Origin of the sequence: Tenacibaculum sp. 190524A02b (assembly GCF_964036645.1) — a bacterium.
GTDB lineage: Bacteria > Bacteroidota > Bacteroidia > Flavobacteriales > Flavobacteriaceae > Polaribacter > Polaribacter vairaonense.
In genome coordinates this window covers 977,501-995,054 of the sequence record NZ_OZ038525.1, presented here as the reverse complement: position 1 = coordinate 995,054, position 17,554 = coordinate 977,501, and the positions used below count along the sequence as shown (strand labels likewise).

The 17,554-nt window shown below is 31.2% G+C and carries 15 protein-coding genes and 2 rRNA genes (1 of these 17 only partly in view); 10 read left to right on the top strand and 7 right to left on the bottom strand.

What is annotated here, in order from left to right; translation table 11 throughout:
- Window positions 1–12 precede the first annotated feature (12 nt).
- The 6 genes from ABNT65_RS03945 to trmD all read left to right on the top strand — a co-directional run bounded on the left by ABNT65_RS03945 (window position 13) and on the right by trmD (window position 5,452).
- The gene (locus tag ABNT65_RS03945; protein WP_348739827.1) at window positions 13–432 is read left to right on the top strand and encodes a hypothetical protein; all 420 of its coding nucleotides are present in this window, start codon (window positions 13–15) and stop codon (window positions 430–432) included.
- Between the two features lie 4 nt (window positions 433–436).
- Window positions 437–1,216: a TerC family protein gene (locus ABNT65_RS03940; protein WP_348706862.1), complete on the top strand. Its 780-nt coding sequence runs from the start codon at window positions 437–439 to the stop codon at window positions 1,214–1,216.
- 82 nt (window positions 1,217–1,298) lie between these two features.
- Window positions 1,299–1,613 carry a hypothetical protein gene (locus ABNT65_RS03935; protein ID WP_348739825.1) on the top strand — a complete coding sequence of 105 codons (315 nt, stop codon included), beginning with the start codon at window positions 1,299–1,301 and terminating at the stop codon, window positions 1,611–1,613.
- A 47-nt stretch (window positions 1,614–1,660) separates the two neighbouring features.
- Window positions 1,661–4,069, top strand: coding sequence for a TonB-dependent receptor (locus ABNT65_RS03930; RefSeq protein ID WP_348747223.1), 2,409 nt, complete (start codon window positions 1,661–1,663; stop codon window positions 4,067–4,069).
- Between the two features lie 14 nt (window positions 4,070–4,083).
- Complete coding sequence (locus ABNT65_RS03925; protein WP_348747222.1) at window positions 4,084–4,656, top strand: type 1 periplasmic binding fold superfamily protein; 573 nt, start codon at window positions 4,084–4,086, stop codon at window positions 4,654–4,656.
- A gap of 115 nt (window positions 4,657–4,771) precedes the next feature.
- Window positions 4,772–5,452, top strand: a complete 681-nt coding sequence (gene trmD, locus ABNT65_RS03920; protein ID WP_348747221.1) for a tRNA (guanosine(37)-N1)-methyltransferase TrmD — start codon at window positions 4,772–4,774, stop codon at window positions 5,450–5,452.
- Between the two features lie 9 nt (window positions 5,453–5,461).
- On the opposite strand, the gene ABNT65_RS03915 is transcribed toward trmD, so the two are convergent.
- Complete coding sequence (locus ABNT65_RS03915; RefSeq protein WP_348747220.1) at window positions 5,462–6,967, bottom strand: glycosyltransferase family 39 protein; 1,506 nt, start codon at window positions 6,965–6,967, stop codon at window positions 5,462–5,464.
- A gap of 9 nt (window positions 6,968–6,976) precedes the next feature.
- A complete protein-coding gene (locus tag ABNT65_RS03910) occupies window positions 6,977–7,657 on the bottom strand; it encodes a phosphatase PAP2 family protein (protein WP_348739821.1) in 681 nt (226 codons plus the stop codon).
- Between the two features lie 252 nt (window positions 7,658–7,909).
- Between ABNT65_RS03910 and rplS the strand changes: the two genes are divergently transcribed.
- Window positions 7,910–8,260: a 50S ribosomal protein L19 gene (gene rplS / locus ABNT65_RS03905; protein WP_348706869.1), complete on the top strand. Its 351-nt coding sequence runs from the start codon at window positions 7,910–7,912 to the stop codon at window positions 8,258–8,260.
- 98 nt (window positions 8,261–8,358) lie between these two features.
- On the opposite strand, the gene ABNT65_RS03900 is transcribed toward rplS, so the two are convergent.
- Entirely contained in the window at window positions 8,359–8,517 is a 159-nt protein-coding gene (locus ABNT65_RS03900; RefSeq protein WP_348706870.1) for a hypothetical protein, read from the bottom strand.
- A 261-nt stretch (window positions 8,518–8,778) separates the two neighbouring features.
- A complete protein-coding gene (gene priA / locus ABNT65_RS03895) occupies window positions 8,779–11,226 on the bottom strand; it encodes a primosomal protein N' (RefSeq protein ID WP_348747819.1) in 2,448 nt (815 codons plus the stop codon).
- Between the two features lie 67 nt (window positions 11,227–11,293).
- On the opposite strand from priA, the gene ABNT65_RS03890 reads away from it, so the two are divergent.
- Both ABNT65_RS03890 and ABNT65_RS03885 read left to right on the top strand, forming a co-directional pair.
- Window positions 11,294–12,148, top strand: a complete 855-nt coding sequence (locus tag ABNT65_RS03890) for an alpha/beta hydrolase (protein ID WP_348747219.1) — start codon at window positions 11,294–11,296, stop codon at window positions 12,146–12,148.
- Window positions 12,149–12,312: 164 nt separating this feature from the next.
- On the top strand, window positions 12,313–12,657 hold the full coding sequence (locus tag ABNT65_RS03885; protein ID WP_348739818.1) for a hypothetical protein: 345 nt from the start codon (window positions 12,313–12,315) through the stop codon (window positions 12,655–12,657).
- A gap of 41 nt (window positions 12,658–12,698) precedes the next feature.
- Here ABNT65_RS03885 and ABNT65_RS03880 read toward each other — a convergent pair whose 3' ends face one another.
- Window positions 12,699–13,259 (bottom strand): TlpA disulfide reductase family protein, encoded by a 561-nt coding sequence (locus ABNT65_RS03880; RefSeq protein ID WP_348706873.1) that lies wholly within the window; start codon window positions 13,257–13,259, stop codon window positions 12,699–12,701.
- A 168-nt stretch (window positions 13,260–13,427) separates the two neighbouring features.
- Between ABNT65_RS03880 and gcvT the strand changes: the two genes are divergently transcribed.
- Complete coding sequence (gene gcvT, locus ABNT65_RS03875; RefSeq protein ID WP_348706874.1) at window positions 13,428–14,510, top strand: glycine cleavage system aminomethyltransferase GcvT; 1,083 nt, start codon at window positions 13,428–13,430, stop codon at window positions 14,508–14,510.
- Between the two features lie 593 nt (window positions 14,511–15,103).
- On the opposite strand, the gene rrf is transcribed toward gcvT, so the two are convergent.
- Both rrf and ABNT65_RS03865 read right to left on the bottom strand, forming a co-directional pair.
- Window positions 15,104–15,212 (bottom strand): 5S ribosomal RNA (gene rrf / locus ABNT65_RS03870).
- 119 nt (window positions 15,213–15,331) lie between these two features.
- Window positions 15,332–17,554 (bottom strand): 23S ribosomal RNA (locus ABNT65_RS03865) (it continues 645 nt past the right edge of the window).

Genomic DNA, 17,554 nt, shown 5'->3' with positions numbered 1-17,554 from the left:
TTTACTATTTTAATGAAAACATATATTTTTCTTTTAGCTTCTTTTATATTTATTGTAAGTTGTTCTCCTGAAAAAAAAGGGGATCCAGATCGCTTTAAAAAAGGTGTTTTCGAATTTCCTTCAATTGGAAATATTAGTAAAATAAAAATTACAAGAGTTGATAGTTTACAAATTGAAGAGTATACTGAAAAAATTAGTACTTTTAAAAATAGTATTAGTACTGAAAAAATAATTAAACACATTGATACTTTTTATATCAAATGGAAAAATAATTTCAATTATACTTGTATCATGAAAAATCCTAGAACAAATTTAGATAAAGATCCTATATTTGTTCAAATTACCAAGGTTAAAGATAATTCTTATGATTTTTCTTTGAGAGTTGGTTATTCAAACTTTAAACAAAAAGGAACCGTACATAAAGTAAAATAGAACTATGGAAATATTTTTACAACCTGACACTTGGGGGGCATTGGTCACCTTAACTTTTTTAGAAATCGTATTAGGTATAGATAACATTATATTTATATCTATAGCAGCCAATAAATTACCTGAAAACGAACAAAAGAAAGCTACAAATATTGGATTGTTTTTAGCTATGATTTTGCGTGTTGTTTTGTTATTTGGGATTTCATTCTTAATTGCTATGAACTCTCCGTTATTCCATATAGATTTTTCTTGGTTTAAAGCTGGAGTTACTGGGCAGAGTTTAATTTTATTTGCTGGAGGTTTGTTTCTGCTTTATAAAAGTACCAAGGAAATTCATCACAAAGTAGAAGGAGATGATGGTCATGATGATGATGGAGGTACAAAGAAAAAATATACGTTAAGTCAAGCTATTATTCAAATTACATTAATAAACATTGTATTTTCTTTTGACTCAATCTTAACCGCTGTTGGTATGACTAATGGTGTTGAAGGAGCTATGATAATAATGGTTACTTCTGTAATACTTTCAATGGTTATTATGATGTTATTTGCTAATCCAGTAGGTAAGTTTGTTAATAAACATCCAAGTATTCAAATGTTAGGATTATCTTTCTTAATATTAATTGGTTTTATGTTAATAGCTGAAGCTGCTCATCTATCTCATGCAGAATTATTCAAAGATAAAATAGGAACTATACCTAAAGGGTATCTATATTTTGCTATTACCTTCTCTTTAGTTGTAGAAATGTTAAATATGCGAATGAGAGGTAATAAAAAAAATAAATAATATACATTTATTTATAATGATATTAACAAAACCTGATAGAATCTATCAGGTTTTTTTATTTTTTTATACATTTGTCGTCCATATGTTTAAACTTAAGAAACATTTAGCCTTTCTAGGTATTATTGTATTGCTGATTCCTTCAGCTGTGCAATTTTTACATGCTCATGATAATCATGAACATACAGTGTGTGTTTCTAAAAAAGATAAGCATTTTCATGAAAAGGATTTTGATTGTTCTAAATTGCATTATCCCTTAAAGGTTTATTCATATGATACTAATTTAGTGTATTCAGTTACACTTGAACATCAATACAAATCAATATTTAACCAACATGAACTGTTAACAGTTCATGCCGTTGTAAAAAAATCTCCTAGGGCACCTCCTTTTGTAATGTAATTCAAGAACACTTTCTTATATAATTATAATTACATATAAAATCTTAAATGAAATCAAAAGGTATTATTTTGATGCTTATTTTTTTCTGTTTATTTAATATAACAGGAAAAGCACAAAATTGTAAGCATACATTTTCTGGTTTAGTAGAAGACTTTCATGACAAATCACCTATTGTTGGTGCTACTGTTTTTATAAAAACACAAAACAAGTACACAACAACTAATTTTGATGGAAAGTTTACTATTGAAAATGTTTGCTCTGGTAAAGTTATTGTTGAAGTATCTCATGCTGCATGTGATCCTCAAGTTATAGAACTAAATATTACTAATGATGTATATAAAGTTGTTGACTTGGAACACCATGTAGAGGAATTAAATGAAGTAAATGTAAAAGCTGCAGTTGGTTTAAAAACTAAAACAGCTCAAGAGACATTATTAAAAACTCAAACATTAGAAAAGTTTAGCAATGCTAGTTTGGGTGATGTTATTAAAAATGTTTCTGGTGTGTCTTCAATTAATACAGGAAATACTATTGTAAAACCAGTCATTAATGGTTTACATAGTAGTAGAGTACTTGTTTCTTTTAATAATGTTAGATTGCAGGATCAAGAATGGGGTATTGAACATGCACCAAATATTGATATTAATGCAGCGGAATCTATTTCTGTTATTAAAGGTGCTAATGCTTTACAATATGGTGGAGATGCAATTGGCGGAGTAGTGATTGTGAACCCTCCAAAAAGTATTAATAAAGATACTATTTATGGTAAGAGCATTATTTCTCAGCAATCAAATGGACGTTTATTTTCTGCCACCACAAGTTTTATCAAAAATTATGAAGCTGGTTGGTATTTTGACGGACAAGCTTCCTATAAAAGAGGTGGTGATTTTGAAGCTGCGGCATATAATCTTACCAATTCAGGAGTAAATTCTAAAGCTTTTACTTTTGCTACTGGTTATCGAAAATTTGACAAAGGGTTTGAGCTTTTTTATAGTCATTTATCTAATGAAATTGCCATTTTAAGTGCTTCACATAATGGAAATGTCACAGATTTAGTAAATGCTATAAACAGTGATACTCCTTTGATTATAAATGATTTCAGCTACCGCATAGATAATCCTAAACAGGATGTTACACATCAACTATTAAAAGTAAATCTATATAAACGTTTTAAAGGCTTTGGAAAACTTTCACTTCAGTACGATTTTCAAAACAATCATAGATTAGAATTTGATAAAAGAAGAGGGGAAAGAAAATTTCTACAAGCTGTAGATTTAACCTTAAAAACGCATAGTATAAGAATTGACTTTAATGCGGACGCTAACTCTGAAAGACTTTATAAATTTGGAATTAGCGGAAACATGCAAAATAATTTTCCAGACCCTAAGACAGAAGTTAGAAGGTTAATTCCTGATTATGACAAGTATGCTTTTGGCACCTATTTTATTAGTACTTATAAATTTGACGACCTTACCTTAGACGCAGGTATACGTTATGATTTAGAATACTTAAACGCTCAAAAGTACTATTTAAAATCAAGATGGAATTCTTTAAATTATCAACAAGATTTTAGTTCAATTATTACTGATAATGACGTAAGAGGTTCTCAGTTATTAACCAACCCTAAATTCACTTATCATAATTTTTCTGCAAGCTTAGGAGCTTCTTATAACATTGATAGCAAAAATAAACTTATATTAAACTATGGTTTATCAAACAGAGCTCCCAATGCAGCTGAATTATTTAGTGATGGCTTACATCATTCCGCAGCTAGAATTGAACTAGGTGATTTACGTTTACAACCAGAAACTTCTAATAGAGTTTCTACTACTTATAAATTAAGTAGTAATAAACTTAATATTACGTTAGAAAGTTTTTATAATTATATATCAGACTTTATTTATATTGAACCTGCTGGTATAGAAACCACTTTAAGAGGCTCATTCCCTGTTTGGGCATACAAACAGGTTAATGCACAATTATTTGGTTTAGATACTAATGTTGAATTCACTGTAAATAAAAACATTTCATTAAGCAATAAAATGTCGTTCATAAAAGGACGTGATTTATCTACTAACAGACCATTAATAGATATTCCTCCTTTTAAAACAATTACAACGCTTTTATTTAAAAAAGAAAAATGGAACAACTTTTTTGCTTCTCTTGAAAGTGAATTTAATGCACAACAAAACGAGTACCCTAATAACAATTTTGAGGCATATATTGCACCAATACAACGTTATGAATTAGTTGACATTAGCACGCCTCCATCTGCATTTCATCTTTTAAATTTTTCTTCTGGTATTGAATTTAGTATGTCTCAAACAAAATTTAATATAAATTTTTCAGTAGATAATATACTCAATACTTCTTACAGAAATTATTTAAACAGATTGCGTTTTTTTGCAGATGATATAGGTAGAAACTTTAAAATTCAACTTAAAATTAATTATTAAAAAACAAATGTATTATGAAACAAATTAAATTATTATCCTTTTTATTCATCGCAGCATTATCATTTACTTCTTGTTCTGATGACGATAACCCAGTACCTCCTGCTCCAACACATGAAGAAGAGGTGATTACAACCATGAGAATAGTTTTGACTAAAGATGGAACCACTGAAACAGTAACTATAGAAAGTAAAGATGCTGATGGTGATGGACCAAATCCACCAGTAATTACAGATGGAACACTTAGTGCCAATACTAAATATAACGCTGTTATTACATTATGGAACGAGTTAGAAGATCCTGCTGACGATATTACTAAAGAAATAAAGGAAGAGGCTGACGAACACCAATTCTTTTACAGTGCACAAAAACTAAGTAGTACTTTTGCTTATGCTGGAGACAATGATTCTAAAGGAAACCCTGTTGGTCTTGAATTTACTGTTAATACAGGAACTGCTGGTGTAGGGACTTACACTGTAATTTTAAGACATGAACCAAATAAAACAGCGGCAGGTGTAAAAGATGGTGATATTACCAATGCTGATGGAGAAACTGATATTGAAGTTGTTTTCCCAATAACTATTCAATAAATAACTTTTCTTTTTATATAATAAAAAAATAGCCTTGTAACTTTTACAGGGCTATTTTATATTTTACCATAAAACATATAGACTATATTTTTACGCTTTTACTTACTTTTGCAAAATGCGAATTGATATTATTACAGTAGAACCAGATTTATTAAGAAGCCCATTTGAGAATTCAATGATGAAAAGGGCTATTGAGAAAAATATTGCAGAAGTGCATTTACATAATTTGAGAGAATATGGTTCTGGTAATTATCGTCAAATAGATGATTATCAGTTTGGTGGTGGTGCTGGTATGGTATTGATGATTGAACCTATAGCTAAATGCATTGAAAAGTTACAATCTGAACGTACTTATGACGAAATAGTATATATGACTCCAGATGCTAAAACTTTAAATCAATCTACAGCGAATACTTTATCATTAAAAGAAAATATTCTTATAATAACTGGACATTATAAAGGAATAGATCAACGTATTAGAGACAAATATGTTACCAAAGAAGTTTCTATTGGTGATTATGTTTTAACTGGAGGTGAATTGGCTGCTGCTGTTCTTTGCGATGCTGTCATTAGATTAATTCCTGGTGTTTTAGGAGATGAAACTTCAGCTTTAACAGATTCTTTTCAAGATAATTTATTATCTCCTCCTGTTTATACTAGACCTTCAGAATATGAAGGCATGAAGGTACCAGATATTTTACTATCAGGTAATTTTCCTAAAATTGAAGAATGGAGATCTGAAAAAGCTTATGAGCGTACCAAAGAAATACGCCCAGATTTATTAGACAATCTTTAATATTTTATACTATAATTTAGTTAACCTATAAACAAACACAAATTTTACTGTTTTTTCATTTCTTGTAATAGGAAATGTTTGTAATAGATTATATTTATCAAAATTATCCTTATAAACACTACTAGGCTCTCTATAATTTCTGCCATCAGTTATATATAAAAACTCTTTTTTATTTTCTATAGATGGTCTTAATGAGTTAATCCAATAATATTTATGAATGCTAGGTAGCTCTCCTACTCCATATACATGCATGTTATTTGGACGCGCTATGTAATAATCAATATGTGAAGCTGGAAACCACTTATCAGAAATTATAGGTAACTCCGTTAACTTATTATCTCTTAAATAATGACTTACTTTCTGAGATGCTTGCTCCCAGCCATATAAATCCATTATGGCATCCTTTTTACCTACTTTAGTCTTTTCTTGTTGATTATTATTTACCGGCAAAAACCATCCTTTATTTATTTCAATTGATACTAGAATGAGTAATACACTAAAAAAAGCAAACCCTTTCATTAACTTTTGATGAATATTTTTTTTATCGCTTATAAAAACAGCTAAAAAGGGTAATAAAGTAACATAAGCTATTCCTGACCAATGAGGCAATGTATCTCTAAATAGAGAAAGATAAATTGTTGTAAAGATTAATGGAAAAGAAAAGAACAAGAACATCCATAGCAACTTCTTTTCAAACTGAAATTTCTTCTTAATTAAAGCTACTATCATAATAATAATCATAACAAATATGTACGGATTATTATAAATAAACTGACCTAGTACTTCTCGTAAAAATGAATCTTTATTAAATGATAAACTAAATAACGAAACCCTATTATTATGAAACTTATAACTTATAAAGTCATTACTATAGTTCCAATAATATATTAATGATAATGCTAGTATAGGAAACAAAAAAACTAAATAAAAACTCCATTCTTTTAGCCATTTTCTATTTACCAATAACACATACAAACCAATACCAAACAATAAGTAAACTCCTTGGTATTTTGAATAAATAGCACATCCAATACACGCAAAAGCAACTAACATGTATTTTTTTGTTTTACTTGAAGCAGTATACGGTAAAGACTGTAATAAAAAATAAAATGATAGTAACCAGAAAAACAATAAAGGAGCATCGGGTAGAATAAATGTACCCGAAATAATTAATGCATATATATTTATATTATAAAGTAAAACCGTTATAAGTCCAGTAAGCTCATTTTTAATCAATTTACCTATTAAAAACAATACATACATATTAATACTTGCAGGTATAATAGCAGCTAATCTAATCGCTAATTCACTGTCAAAAAATAAATCTAATGTAAAAAATTGTATAAAAAAACCAACAAAAGGAGGATGATCAAAATGGCTTATATCTGGATACTTAGCATATAACCAGTAATAAACTTCATCATTTCCAAATTCCAATTGACCGCCTAAGAATAACCTTAAAACTGTACTTAAAATAATTACTATGTATACAGTTGTCCTATAAGAATACTTCATTTAATACTTTTATTTTTTTAACGAGCTATAAAATAAGCTCATACTAATAAATCCTATTATTATTCCTAAAAAAGATCCTACTAAAATATCTATTAAGAAATGTTGAGATAGATATACTCTAGAGAAACCTGCTAATATTGCCAAAAATATCCATGCATATTGCAATTTATTTTTAGAATGGTATAAACACAATATCGTAAATATAGCAAATGCTGTAGTGGTATGCCCAGAAGGAAAAGAATTCATTAACGCCATTTTAACCCCTTCAATCAAATGTAAAGCTTCTTCACCTAATGCACCAACAGGTCTTGGTATTCCTTTAAAAATTATTTTTTTAAATAAATGTGTTACTAAAAGAGTTAATATACCACTAACTAAAAAAACTAAGGCCATTTTTCTTTTTATAAAGAAGAAAGCAATAACTAAAACCCCAAACATAACTCCATCACCTACATGAGTAATGTACTTAAAAAAAGTATCAAAAAAGCTATTATGATATTGATTCATTATTTGATGAAGAGAAAGTTTATCATATATAAATATAAGAACTAATGATACCATAAAAAACAATCCATAAATTATGAAAGTTTCTTTTTTGATTGACGATAATAAGCTAGCTACTACCTTTTTTATTATGCTTAACTTTTTAACTTTGTGCTCTCCTTCTATTAAAGTTTTATCTCCATTCATAAGTTTATACATTTTAGCTATTTACTTGTTTTTAAAACAAATACATGTTGATATATATTTAAAAGTCTACTTTTTAATATTCTTCCAAAAGTATGTAATAAAAAAGGAAAATAATTTAATGACAACTAAAAAATTAACTTTATTGTTTTTACATTTTTTCAGTAAAAATTCATAAATTTGCAGTCACAAAAATCAACCTCTGACGAAAATCGTGAATGTTGTTTTTAGTAAACCATAAAAATATATAATAAAATGGAGTCTTTAATAAAATTTGTACAAGACGAATTTGTAACAAGAAATGAATTACCAGAATTTGCTGCTGGTGATACAATTACTGTTTATTACGAAATTAAGGAAGGTAACAAAACTCGTACACAGTTCTTTAGAGGGGTTGTTATTCAAAGAAGAGGAAGCGGTAGTTCAGAAACATTTACTATTAGAAAAATGTCGGGAACTATCGGTGTAGAGCGTATTTTCCCAGTTAACTTACCATCTATTCAAAAGATTGAAGTTAATAAAAGAGGTAAAGTTCGTAGAGCTCGTATCTTTTACTTTAGAGGTCTTACTGGTAAAAAAGCAAGAATCAAGGAAAGAAGAAAGTAAGAATTTATATTCTACAATGTATAAAAAAGAGCTTTACAATATTGTAAAGCTCTTTTTTTTTTAATACTTAAGGGGAAATTCTTTTAATATATTTATATCTAACTTAAGAATACACACCCAAAATCTTTAACCATGAATACCTGATTAAATAGCGCTTCGTTGGAAACTAAAGGAATATCTATAAAGATAAACTCATTTGTAGTTTCACTACCTTCTTTGTTTACTAATTTAATTTTTACAGTTTCAGTCTTCATCATTTTGAATACTTATTTAACGATTATTTTATTGCAATTTAACATACATTACTCTATAAGACGATTCAACTTAGTTTAAACTTACATAACCTTCTGCGAAACGACAATAAGTGTAGATGAACTGTTTTTTTAATTCCATAAAAAAACCCACTCAAAAAATTGAGTGGGAAAATTGCTATGAAAAAGAAAAAGTCTAAGGACGTCTCCAAAGACATTTCAAATATACATACTTTTTTTTAATTCTATGCATATTTTAACATCTTTTTAATAATTATCTACATCAATATTAAATCGTATAGGTCTAAAATCTTTAATAGATTCAAATGACACCTTACACTTAAGTATCTCATTTTTAGTTTTAACCAATGAGTTTTCTGATGGTATTTTAACCACTAAATTTTTTATATATTGGTTTCGAATACGAGAGATAGATGGCTCTGAAGGTCCCAAAATATGCTCTCCAAAAGTATTTTTTAACGCTTTAGCCAACCATTGTATCCCTAAATTAACCTTATTAAAGTCTTTATGCTTCAATGTTATCTTGATTAACCTATAATATGGAGGATAATGAAACTGCCAACGATCTTGTAACTGCTCTTTATACATATCTCCATAACTATTAGTAGAAACTTGCTGTAAAATTTGATGATAAGGATTATAAGTCTGTATAGCTACATGTCCTTGTTTTTTTGACCTTCCTGCCCTACCAGATACCTGTACCATTAATTGATAAGCCCTTTCATGTGCTCTAAAATCTGGAAAATTAAGCATTGCATCAGCATTTAAGATTCCAACCAATGACACATTATCAAAATCAAGCCCTTTAGATAACATTTGTGTTCCTACTAAAATATCAATTTCTCTAGCTTCAAAAGCGCCTATTATTTTTTGATAACCGTTTTTACCTCTTGTAGTATCTAAATCCATTCTTCCAATAGTATGCTCAGGAAACAATTCCTTCAACTCCAATTCTATTTGCTCAGTTCCAAAACCTTTTGTGTCTAGTGTATTACTTCCACATGCTCCACATGAATTAGGCATAGCTCTATAATAATGGCAATAATGACATTTTAATTCATTTTTAAATTTATGGTAAGTTAAACTAACATCACAATTAGGACATTGTGGTGAAACTCCACAAGTAGTACATTCTATTACCGGAGAATAGCCTCTTCTATTCTGAAATAAAATTACTTGTTCTTTTATCTCCAAAGCCTCCTTCATCATTTTTAGTAAACGATCTGAAAAATGACCCGTCATTTGTTTTTTTCGATGTTTTTCTTTGATATCTATCAATTCAATCTTTGGAAGCTGTATATTACCAAAACGTCTTGTTAACGAAACTATACCATATTTTCCATTAATTGCATTAAAATAACTTTCTATAGAAGGAGTTGCAGAACCTAAAACTATTTTTGCTTTATGTTGATAAGCTAAAACAATTGCTGAATCTCTAGCATTATATCTTGGTGAAGGATCAAATTGCTTATAGGAACTTTCATGTTCTTCATCTACAATAATTAATCCTAAGTTAGAAAACGGAAGAAATACGGAAGATCTAGCTCCTAAAATTATTTGAGCCTTAGATTTATTTTCTAATACATTATTCCACACCTCTACTCTTTCGTTCATTGAATATTTTGAATGGAAAACAGAAACTTGATTGCCAAAATACCGTTGCAACCTAGTAATAATTTGTGTAGTCAACGCTATTTCTGGTAATAAAAAAAGAACTTGTTTACCTTTTTCTATTACCTCTTTCATTAGTTTTACATAGATTTCTGTTTTTCCTGAACCAGTAACACCATGTAATAATGTAACCTCATTATTTTCAAAAGAAGACTTTATTTCTTTAAAGGCTTGCTCTTGAAATTCATTCAATTGCTTTACTTTATTAGTTTCACCTTCAAAATTTATACGATCCGTTTTTATATGATAAAACTCAAAAATGTTTTTTTCTACTAATGCTTTAAGAATTGTTGAAGAAACACCTGCTCTATTTTCTAAATCTTTTGCCTTTATCGGTTTTTTACTTCCTGCCAATTGAAAATAATGCAAAACGGCTTCTCTTTGTTTTTTAGCTCTTGATAGTTGTTCTAGTAAATCTTGAAGCCCATTCTCTGATGAATAATCAGAATGCAATCGAACATATTTAACTAGTTTAGGCTTATAAGTTTCATATATTTCTTCTCTAATGCTTACGGCATTCTTTTTTAATAATTCATTTATTGTTGGTAAAATTGTCTTTTTCCCAAGGATATCAGTAATCTGATGAACTGTTAAATGTGAATGGTGATGTAAAGCTTCATATATTAAAAAAGCATCATCACTTAAATTAGCATCATCTGTAAACGAAGAAGTTTTACTAATTAATGTTTCGCTTTCTAATAAAAATGCAGATGGTAATGAAGCCCTATAAACATCTCCCATTGAACACATATAATATTTTGAAATCCATTGCCAGTGATTCAGTTGATGCTCATTAATAATAGGAATTTCATCTAAAATTTGATGAATGTCTTTCGCTTCATATAATTCTGGAGCATTTTGGTGAATGCTAAAAACAATTGCCGTGTAAATCTTAGATCTACCAAAGGAAACAGCTACCCTCATTCCTTTTTTCAAAAAATTTGCTTCTATTTCAGAAACTGAATAGGTAAATGTTTTTTGTAACGGTATTGGTAATATTACATCTATAAAGTAATTTGACATCTCTTTGTAAAGTGACTTCAAAACTACATAAATTTCACTACATTGTAAACAGAATATTACTGGATTTATGAATGCAGAAACTTGGAAATCTAAAGGACAACTTATTAGAGTTCAAAATCAATCAATCTTTGTTATTGATACTGGAGGCGATAAAGAGGTCTTAACCATATTACATGGTTATCCAACTTCTACATACGACTATTATAAAGTTTTAGCTACCCTTTCAGAAAAATATCGTGTAATCCTTCATGACCATTTGGGGTTTGGCTTTTCAGACAAGCCACTTAACTATTCATATTCATTAATTGAACAAGCCGACATTGCACTTTCAGTATGGAAAAAATTAAATATTAAAGAATGTATTTTACTTGCACATGATTATGGAACTAGTATTGCTACTGAAATTATAGCTAGAAAAAATCGTTCACAAATTAATATTTCAATAAAAAAACTTATTCTATGTAATGGAAGTATGCATATTGAACTTGCGAAACTTAGACCTATACAAAATTTATTACGTAATAAATTAACTGGGAAAATAGTTGCCAAAATTGCTAACCAAAGTATTTTTAATCGGAATATTAAAAAAATTTACTTTGATAACTCTAAGATTTCAAAAACAGAGTTAGATACCATGTGGTTTCAACTTGAATATAATGATGGAAGAAATGTTATTCATTTACTTAGTAATTATATTAATGAACGGTATTTATTTTGGCACAGATGGATTGGTGCATTGACAGAAACTAAAGTTCCTACTAAAATTATTTGGGCTACTCATGACCCTATTGCTGTTAAAGCTATTGCTATTCAACTTTCTAAAGAAATTAAAAACAACAAACTCATGTGGTTAGAAAACACTGGACACTTTCCAATGCTTGAAAGTTACAAAGAATGGTCACACTTGGTTATCAATGCCTAAATTATTTGTTAAAATAATAGAGCACTTTCTTTAACACTTCTTTTTATTCTTCATAAAAACTGTTAAATCCTGTTAAGTTTATACTAAACTCCGCCCTTTACTGAAACAGATAGCTCCTTCTATTAGTCTTATAGGTGAACTTTTAATCTATAAAACTTTTTATTATGAAGACAATAAAAAATACATTAATGATATTAGGTATTAGCCTTTTAACTACTTTTACCACAATGGCAACAACAAATCCTCTAAAAGCCAAAAAGCATTTACGTGGACAAATTGTAAACTTAATTGGTGAAAAAATTCCTCTTAAAGCAAATGAAGTACTAAGTGCAGAAGTTTCTTTTATGGTGAATAGCAAAAATGAAATTGTTGTTTTAGATGTAGAGTCTAAAGACGAAGCACTAATTGCTTTTATTAAAAGAAAATTAAATTATAAAAAAATTGAGGTAACTTCTAAAATAAGCAAAAAAGAAGTTTATACCTTGCCTTTAAAAGTAGACCAACCTTAGTATAAACTACTATATACTAATTCAACAAAAGCATCCTCTTATTAATTAATTGGGTGCTTTTTTATTTCTCTATCCAATAAGTTTCTTATAACTGAAGAATTCCAATCTGCTGCTCCATTTTTATTTACAAGTATTTCTCCATTCTTACTTATTATATAAGTTTTAGGAATTGAATTTGTATTAAATACATCAGGAAGCTTAGTGATTATCCTATATGTAGGCAATTTATAATTATTTTTACTATAAAAAGCTTCTACTTTATCTTTATCTTCACTCGTTACAAATATAAAAGTTATTTTATCCTTGTAATCATCATAAAGTAATTGGATACTTGGTAACTCAGCAATACATGGCGGGCACCAAGTAGCCCAAAAATTGATAAAAATAACTTTATCCTTTAATTTATTTACTTCAATATTTTCAGTATTTAAACCCTTTATAGACCAATTATAATCAGTTAAAACTTCTCTCTTTTTTTGAGTTATTACAGATGGTGAAAATGATATTAGCCTTATAAAATAGATTCTAGTAGGTTTATATATCAATAAAACTATGAAGACTATAAATACAAAGTTTGAGATTGAATTTTTATTTATTTTCATTTAAATTAGATAAAACGAAACTAGTTAAAACACTTTTTATAAAAATAGAATTATTTACATAACTTTTGATAAAAAATCATCATAATATTAAACAACTTCTATCTTTTTGTTTATGTTTTTTTATATACTTTAGCATTTATATTTTACAAAAACAAACAATTCTAAAAAATGAAAAATACAGCATTAACTCACATTCATGAAGCTCTTGGAGCTAAGCTAGTTCCATTTGCTGGCTATAATATGCCTGTACAATATGAAGGTGTTAATATTGAGCACGAAACCGTAAGAAAAGGCGTTGGTGTATTTGATGTAAGCCATATGGGAGAATTTTTTTTAAAAGGAGAAAATGCCTTAGCTTTAATTCAAAAAATAACTTCTAACGATGCTTCTAAATTAACTCCAGGTAAAGCTCAATATAGTTGTATGCCTAATGCTGATGGAGGTATTATCGATGATTTAATTATTTACATGATTGCTGAAAATGAATACATGTTAGTTGTTAATGCATCTAATATTGAAAAGGATTGGAACTGGATATCTCAACATAATGACCTGAATGTTATAATGGAAGATCGTTCAGATGATTGGTCATTATTAGCTATTCAGGGACCTAAAGCTGCTGAAGCAATGCAATCTTTAACATCTGTAGATTTATCTTCTATTAAATTTTACACATTTGAAATAACTGATTTTGCTGGATTACCTAATGTTGTAGTTTCAGCAACTGGATATACTGGTTCTGGTGGTTTTGAAATTTACGTAAAAAATGAAGACGTAGAAGCTGTTTGGAACAAAGTTTTCGAAGCTGGAGCTGACTGGGGAATTAAACCTATTGGATTAGCTGCTCGTGATACTCTTCGTTTAGAAATGGGATACTGCTTGTATGGAAATGATATAGACGATACCACTTCTCCATTGGAAGCAGGCTTAGGATGGATTACAAAATTCACTAAAGATTTTGTAAATGCTGAAGCTTTGAAAAAACAAAAAGAAGAAGGCGTTACTAGAAAATTAGTTGCTTTTGAATTGACTGAACGTGGTATCCCTCGTCAGGGTTATGACTTAGTTGATTCAGAAGGTACTAAAATAGGTTATGTTACATCTGGAACAATGAGTCCATCTTTAAATAAAGGAATTGGATTAGGATATGTAACAAAAATTAATTCTAAAGTAGATTCTGAAATTTTTGTTCAAATACGTAAAAAACAAATAGCTGCAAAAGTTGTAAAACTTCCTTTTTACAAAGGATAGTAAAAAATACCTTATTTAACTAACAAACCTTTAAAATAATTTTAGCTGTTTGTTTTTCTTTGAGAAACAAGTCTTTTAAATAAAACTAAATATTATATTATAAATCTCGAGCGAAAAAGTTCGAGATTTTTTATTCCATAAATTAAGAACATAAACAGCAATACAAAACATTAAAACCTTTTACACAAATAGTAAATACCTTTACAATTGAGTAAATTATGCATACAAAAAAGTAAGATTCATTTACAATAATAGTAAACACTATTACAATTATGTAAAAGTTCTACACAAAAATGATAACAAAGCAAGCAGCAGATTGATAAGTAACCACCAAATAGTATAAAACTATAATTTCTAACCATTAAAACGGCTCTAAAAGCTTTTAAAGAGACACAAACAAATCTCTAAGGTAATTCTATAATAAGACACTATATTCTTCCTTTAAAAACTACTAAACAAAACACATATTCCTTATTATGATTTTAAGTAGCTTTAACAATATTTTTTAGAGTTTATTAAACTGTAGTAAGAATATAATAAACTTTAATTCATAAAAAAAGCTCTTAGTTTTTCAACTAAGAGCTTTTTAAAAAGAAAGGCAACGACCTACTCTCCCACCATTGGCAGTACCATCGGCGCTAATGGGCTTAACTTCTCTGTTCGGAATGGTAAGAGGTGAGCCCCATTGCAATAATCACCTTAAATCGTTTCAGTTTATTTCAACTGTATAAGTTAACATATGGTAAAATGATTGATTCGTTTTATAGAATTAGATATTGTTTAGTAAAGAGTTTGCTTCCCCTCACAAGGAGGGGAAGTACGTACATAAGCCTATGGGTTATTAGTACTACTCGGCTACATACATTACTGCACTTACACCTATAGCCTATCAACGTGGTGATCTTCCACGACCCTTTAAAGAAATCTCATCTTGTGGTGGGTTTCGCGCTTATATGCTTTCAGCGCTTATCCCTTCCCGACGTAGCTACTCTGCAGTGCCCCTGGCGAGACAACAGATACACTAGAGGTCAGTCCAACTCATTCCTCTCGTACTAAAGTCAGATCCACTCAAATTTCTAACGCCCACAGCAGATAGAGACCGAACTGTCTCACGACGTTCTGAACCCAGCTCGCGTGCCACTTTAATGGGCGAACAGCCCAACCCTTGGGGCCTTCTCCAGCCCCAGGATGTGACGAGCCGACATCGAGGTGCCAAACCCCCCCGTCGATGTGAGCTCTTGGGGGAGATCAGCCTGTTATCCCCGGAGTACCTTTTATCCTTTGAGCGATGGCCCTTCCATGCGGAACCACCGGATCACTATGCTCTACTTTCGTACCTGATCGACCTGTATGTCTCTCAGTCAAGCTCCCTTATGCCATTGCACTCTACGCACGGTTACCAAGCGTGCTGAGGGAACCTTTAGAAGCCTCCGTTACTCTTTTGGAGGCGACCACCCCAGTCAAACTACCCACCACGCACTGTTCTCATCGCTGAGTTAGGCTCTAGATAAGCAAAGGGTGGTATTTCAAGGATGACTCCACAACGCCTAGCGACGCCGCTTCAATGTCTCCCACCTATCCTACACATTACTTATCCAAAGTCAATACGAAGCTATAGTAAAGGTTCACGGGGTCTTTTCGTCCCGCTGCGGGTAATCGGCATCTTCACCGATACTACAATTTCACCGAGCTCATGGCTGAGACAGTATCCAGATCGTTGCACCATTCGTGCAGGTCGGAACTTACCCGACAAGGAATTTCGCTACCTTAGGACCGTTATAGTTACGGCCGCCGTTTACTGGGGCTTCATTTGAGATCTTCGCCGAAGCTAAACCCTCCACTTAACCTTCCAGCACCGGGCAGGTGTCAGGCCTTATACATCATCTTTCAATTTAGCAAAGCCCTGTGTTTTTGATAAACAGTCGCCTGGATCTTTTCACTGCGGCCAGCATTACTGCTGGCGACCTTTCTCCCGAAGTTACAGGTCTATTTTGCCTAGTTCCTTAGCCATGAATCTCTCGAGCACCTTAGAATTCTCATCCCAACTACCTGTGTCGGTTTACGGTACGGGTTCTTATAATCTGAAGCTTAGAGGTTTTTCTTGGAAGCCCTTAGCCGCACTATCCACGCGTCCGAAGAGTTGTGGTACTATCACAGTTCAGCTAGGTCTGCGGATTTGCCTACAGTCCTAATACCTACATGTTTCAACGAGCTATTCCGTCAGCTCGCGGCGGGTTCATTACTCCGTCACCCCATCGCAATTATAAGAAGTACAGGAATATTAACCTGTTGTCCATCGACTACTCCCTTCGGATTCGCCTTAGGTCCCGACTAACCCTCAGCTGATTAGCATCGCTGAGGAAACCTTAGTCTTTCGGTGAGGGGGTTTCTCGCCCCCTTTATCGTTACTTATGCCTACATTTTCTTTTCTATCCGCTCCAGCAAACCTCACAGTTCACCTTCAGCGCAAATAGAATGCTCCCCTACCACTTTTAAAGTCCATAGCTTCGGTAATATGTTTATGCCCGATTATTATCCATGCAAAACCGCTCGACTAGTGAGCTGTTACGCACTCTTTAAATGAATGGCTGCTTCCAAGCCAACATCCTAGCTGTCTAAGCAGTTTCACCTCGTTTTTTCAACTTAACATATATTTGGGGACCTTAGCTGATGGTCTGGGTTCTTTCCCTCTCGGACATGGACCTTAGCACCCATGCCCTCACTGCTGAAAAACATTTTATAGCATTCGGAGTTTGTCAGGAATTGGTAGGCGGTGAAGCCCCCGCATCCAATCAGTAGCTCTACCTCTATAAAACTTTTATTCAACGCTGCACCTAAATGCATTTCGGGGAGTACGAGCTATTTCCGAGTTTGATTGGCCTTTCACCCCTACCCACAGGTCATCCAAAGACTTTTCAACGTCAACTGGTTCGGTCCTCCACTGTGTGTTACCACAGCTTCAACCTGCCCATGGGTAGATCACTCGGTTTCGCGTCTACTACTACTAACTATATGCGCCCTATTCAGACTCGCTTTCGCTTCGG

Coding starts and splice junctions, on each gene's coding strand:
- ABNT65_RS03880 (WP_348706873.1), bottom strand. CDS start 13,259: ATGAAAATAAATAAAAATTCAATCTCAAACTTTGTATTTATAGTCTTC.
- ABNT65_RS03935 (WP_348739825.1), top strand. CDS start 1,299: ATGTTTAAACTTAAGAAACATTTAGCCTTTCTAGGTATTATTGTATTG.
- ABNT65_RS03900 (WP_348706870.1), bottom strand. CDS start 8,517: ATGATGAAGACTGAAACTGTAAAAATTAAATTAGTAAACAAAGAAGGT.
- ABNT65_RS03945 (WP_348739827.1), top strand. CDS start 13: ATGAAAACATATATTTTTCTTTTAGCTTCTTTTATATTTATTGTAAGT.
- gcvT (WP_348706874.1), top strand. CDS start 13,428: ATGAAAAATACAGCATTAACTCACATTCATGAAGCTCTTGGAGCTAAG.
- ABNT65_RS03925 (WP_348747222.1), top strand. CDS start 4,084: ATGAAACAAATTAAATTATTATCCTTTTTATTCATCGCAGCATTATCA.
- rplS (WP_348706869.1), top strand. CDS start 7,910: ATGGAGTCTTTAATAAAATTTGTACAAGACGAATTTGTAACAAGAAAT.
- ABNT65_RS03915 (WP_348747220.1), bottom strand. CDS start 6,967: ATGAAGTATTCTTATAGGACAACTGTATACATAGTAATTATTTTAAGT.
- priA (WP_348747819.1), bottom strand. CDS start 11,226: ATGTCAAATTACTTTATAGATGTAATATTACCAATACCGTTACAAAAA.
- ABNT65_RS03890 (WP_348747219.1), top strand. CDS start 11,294: ATGAATGCAGAAACTTGGAAATCTAAAGGACAACTTATTAGAGTTCAA.
- ABNT65_RS03940 (WP_348706862.1), top strand. CDS start 437: ATGGAAATATTTTTACAACCTGACACTTGGGGGGCATTGGTCACCTTA.
- ABNT65_RS03910 (WP_348739821.1), bottom strand. CDS start 7,657: ATGAATGGAGATAAAACTTTAATAGAAGGAGAGCACAAAGTTAAAAAG.
- ABNT65_RS03885 (WP_348739818.1), top strand. CDS start 12,313: ATGAAGACAATAAAAAATACATTAATGATATTAGGTATTAGCCTTTTA.
- ABNT65_RS03930 (WP_348747223.1), top strand. CDS start 1,661: ATGAAATCAAAAGGTATTATTTTGATGCTTATTTTTTTCTGTTTATTT.
- trmD (WP_348747221.1), top strand. CDS start 4,772: ATGCGAATTGATATTATTACAGTAGAACCAGATTTATTAAGAAGCCCA.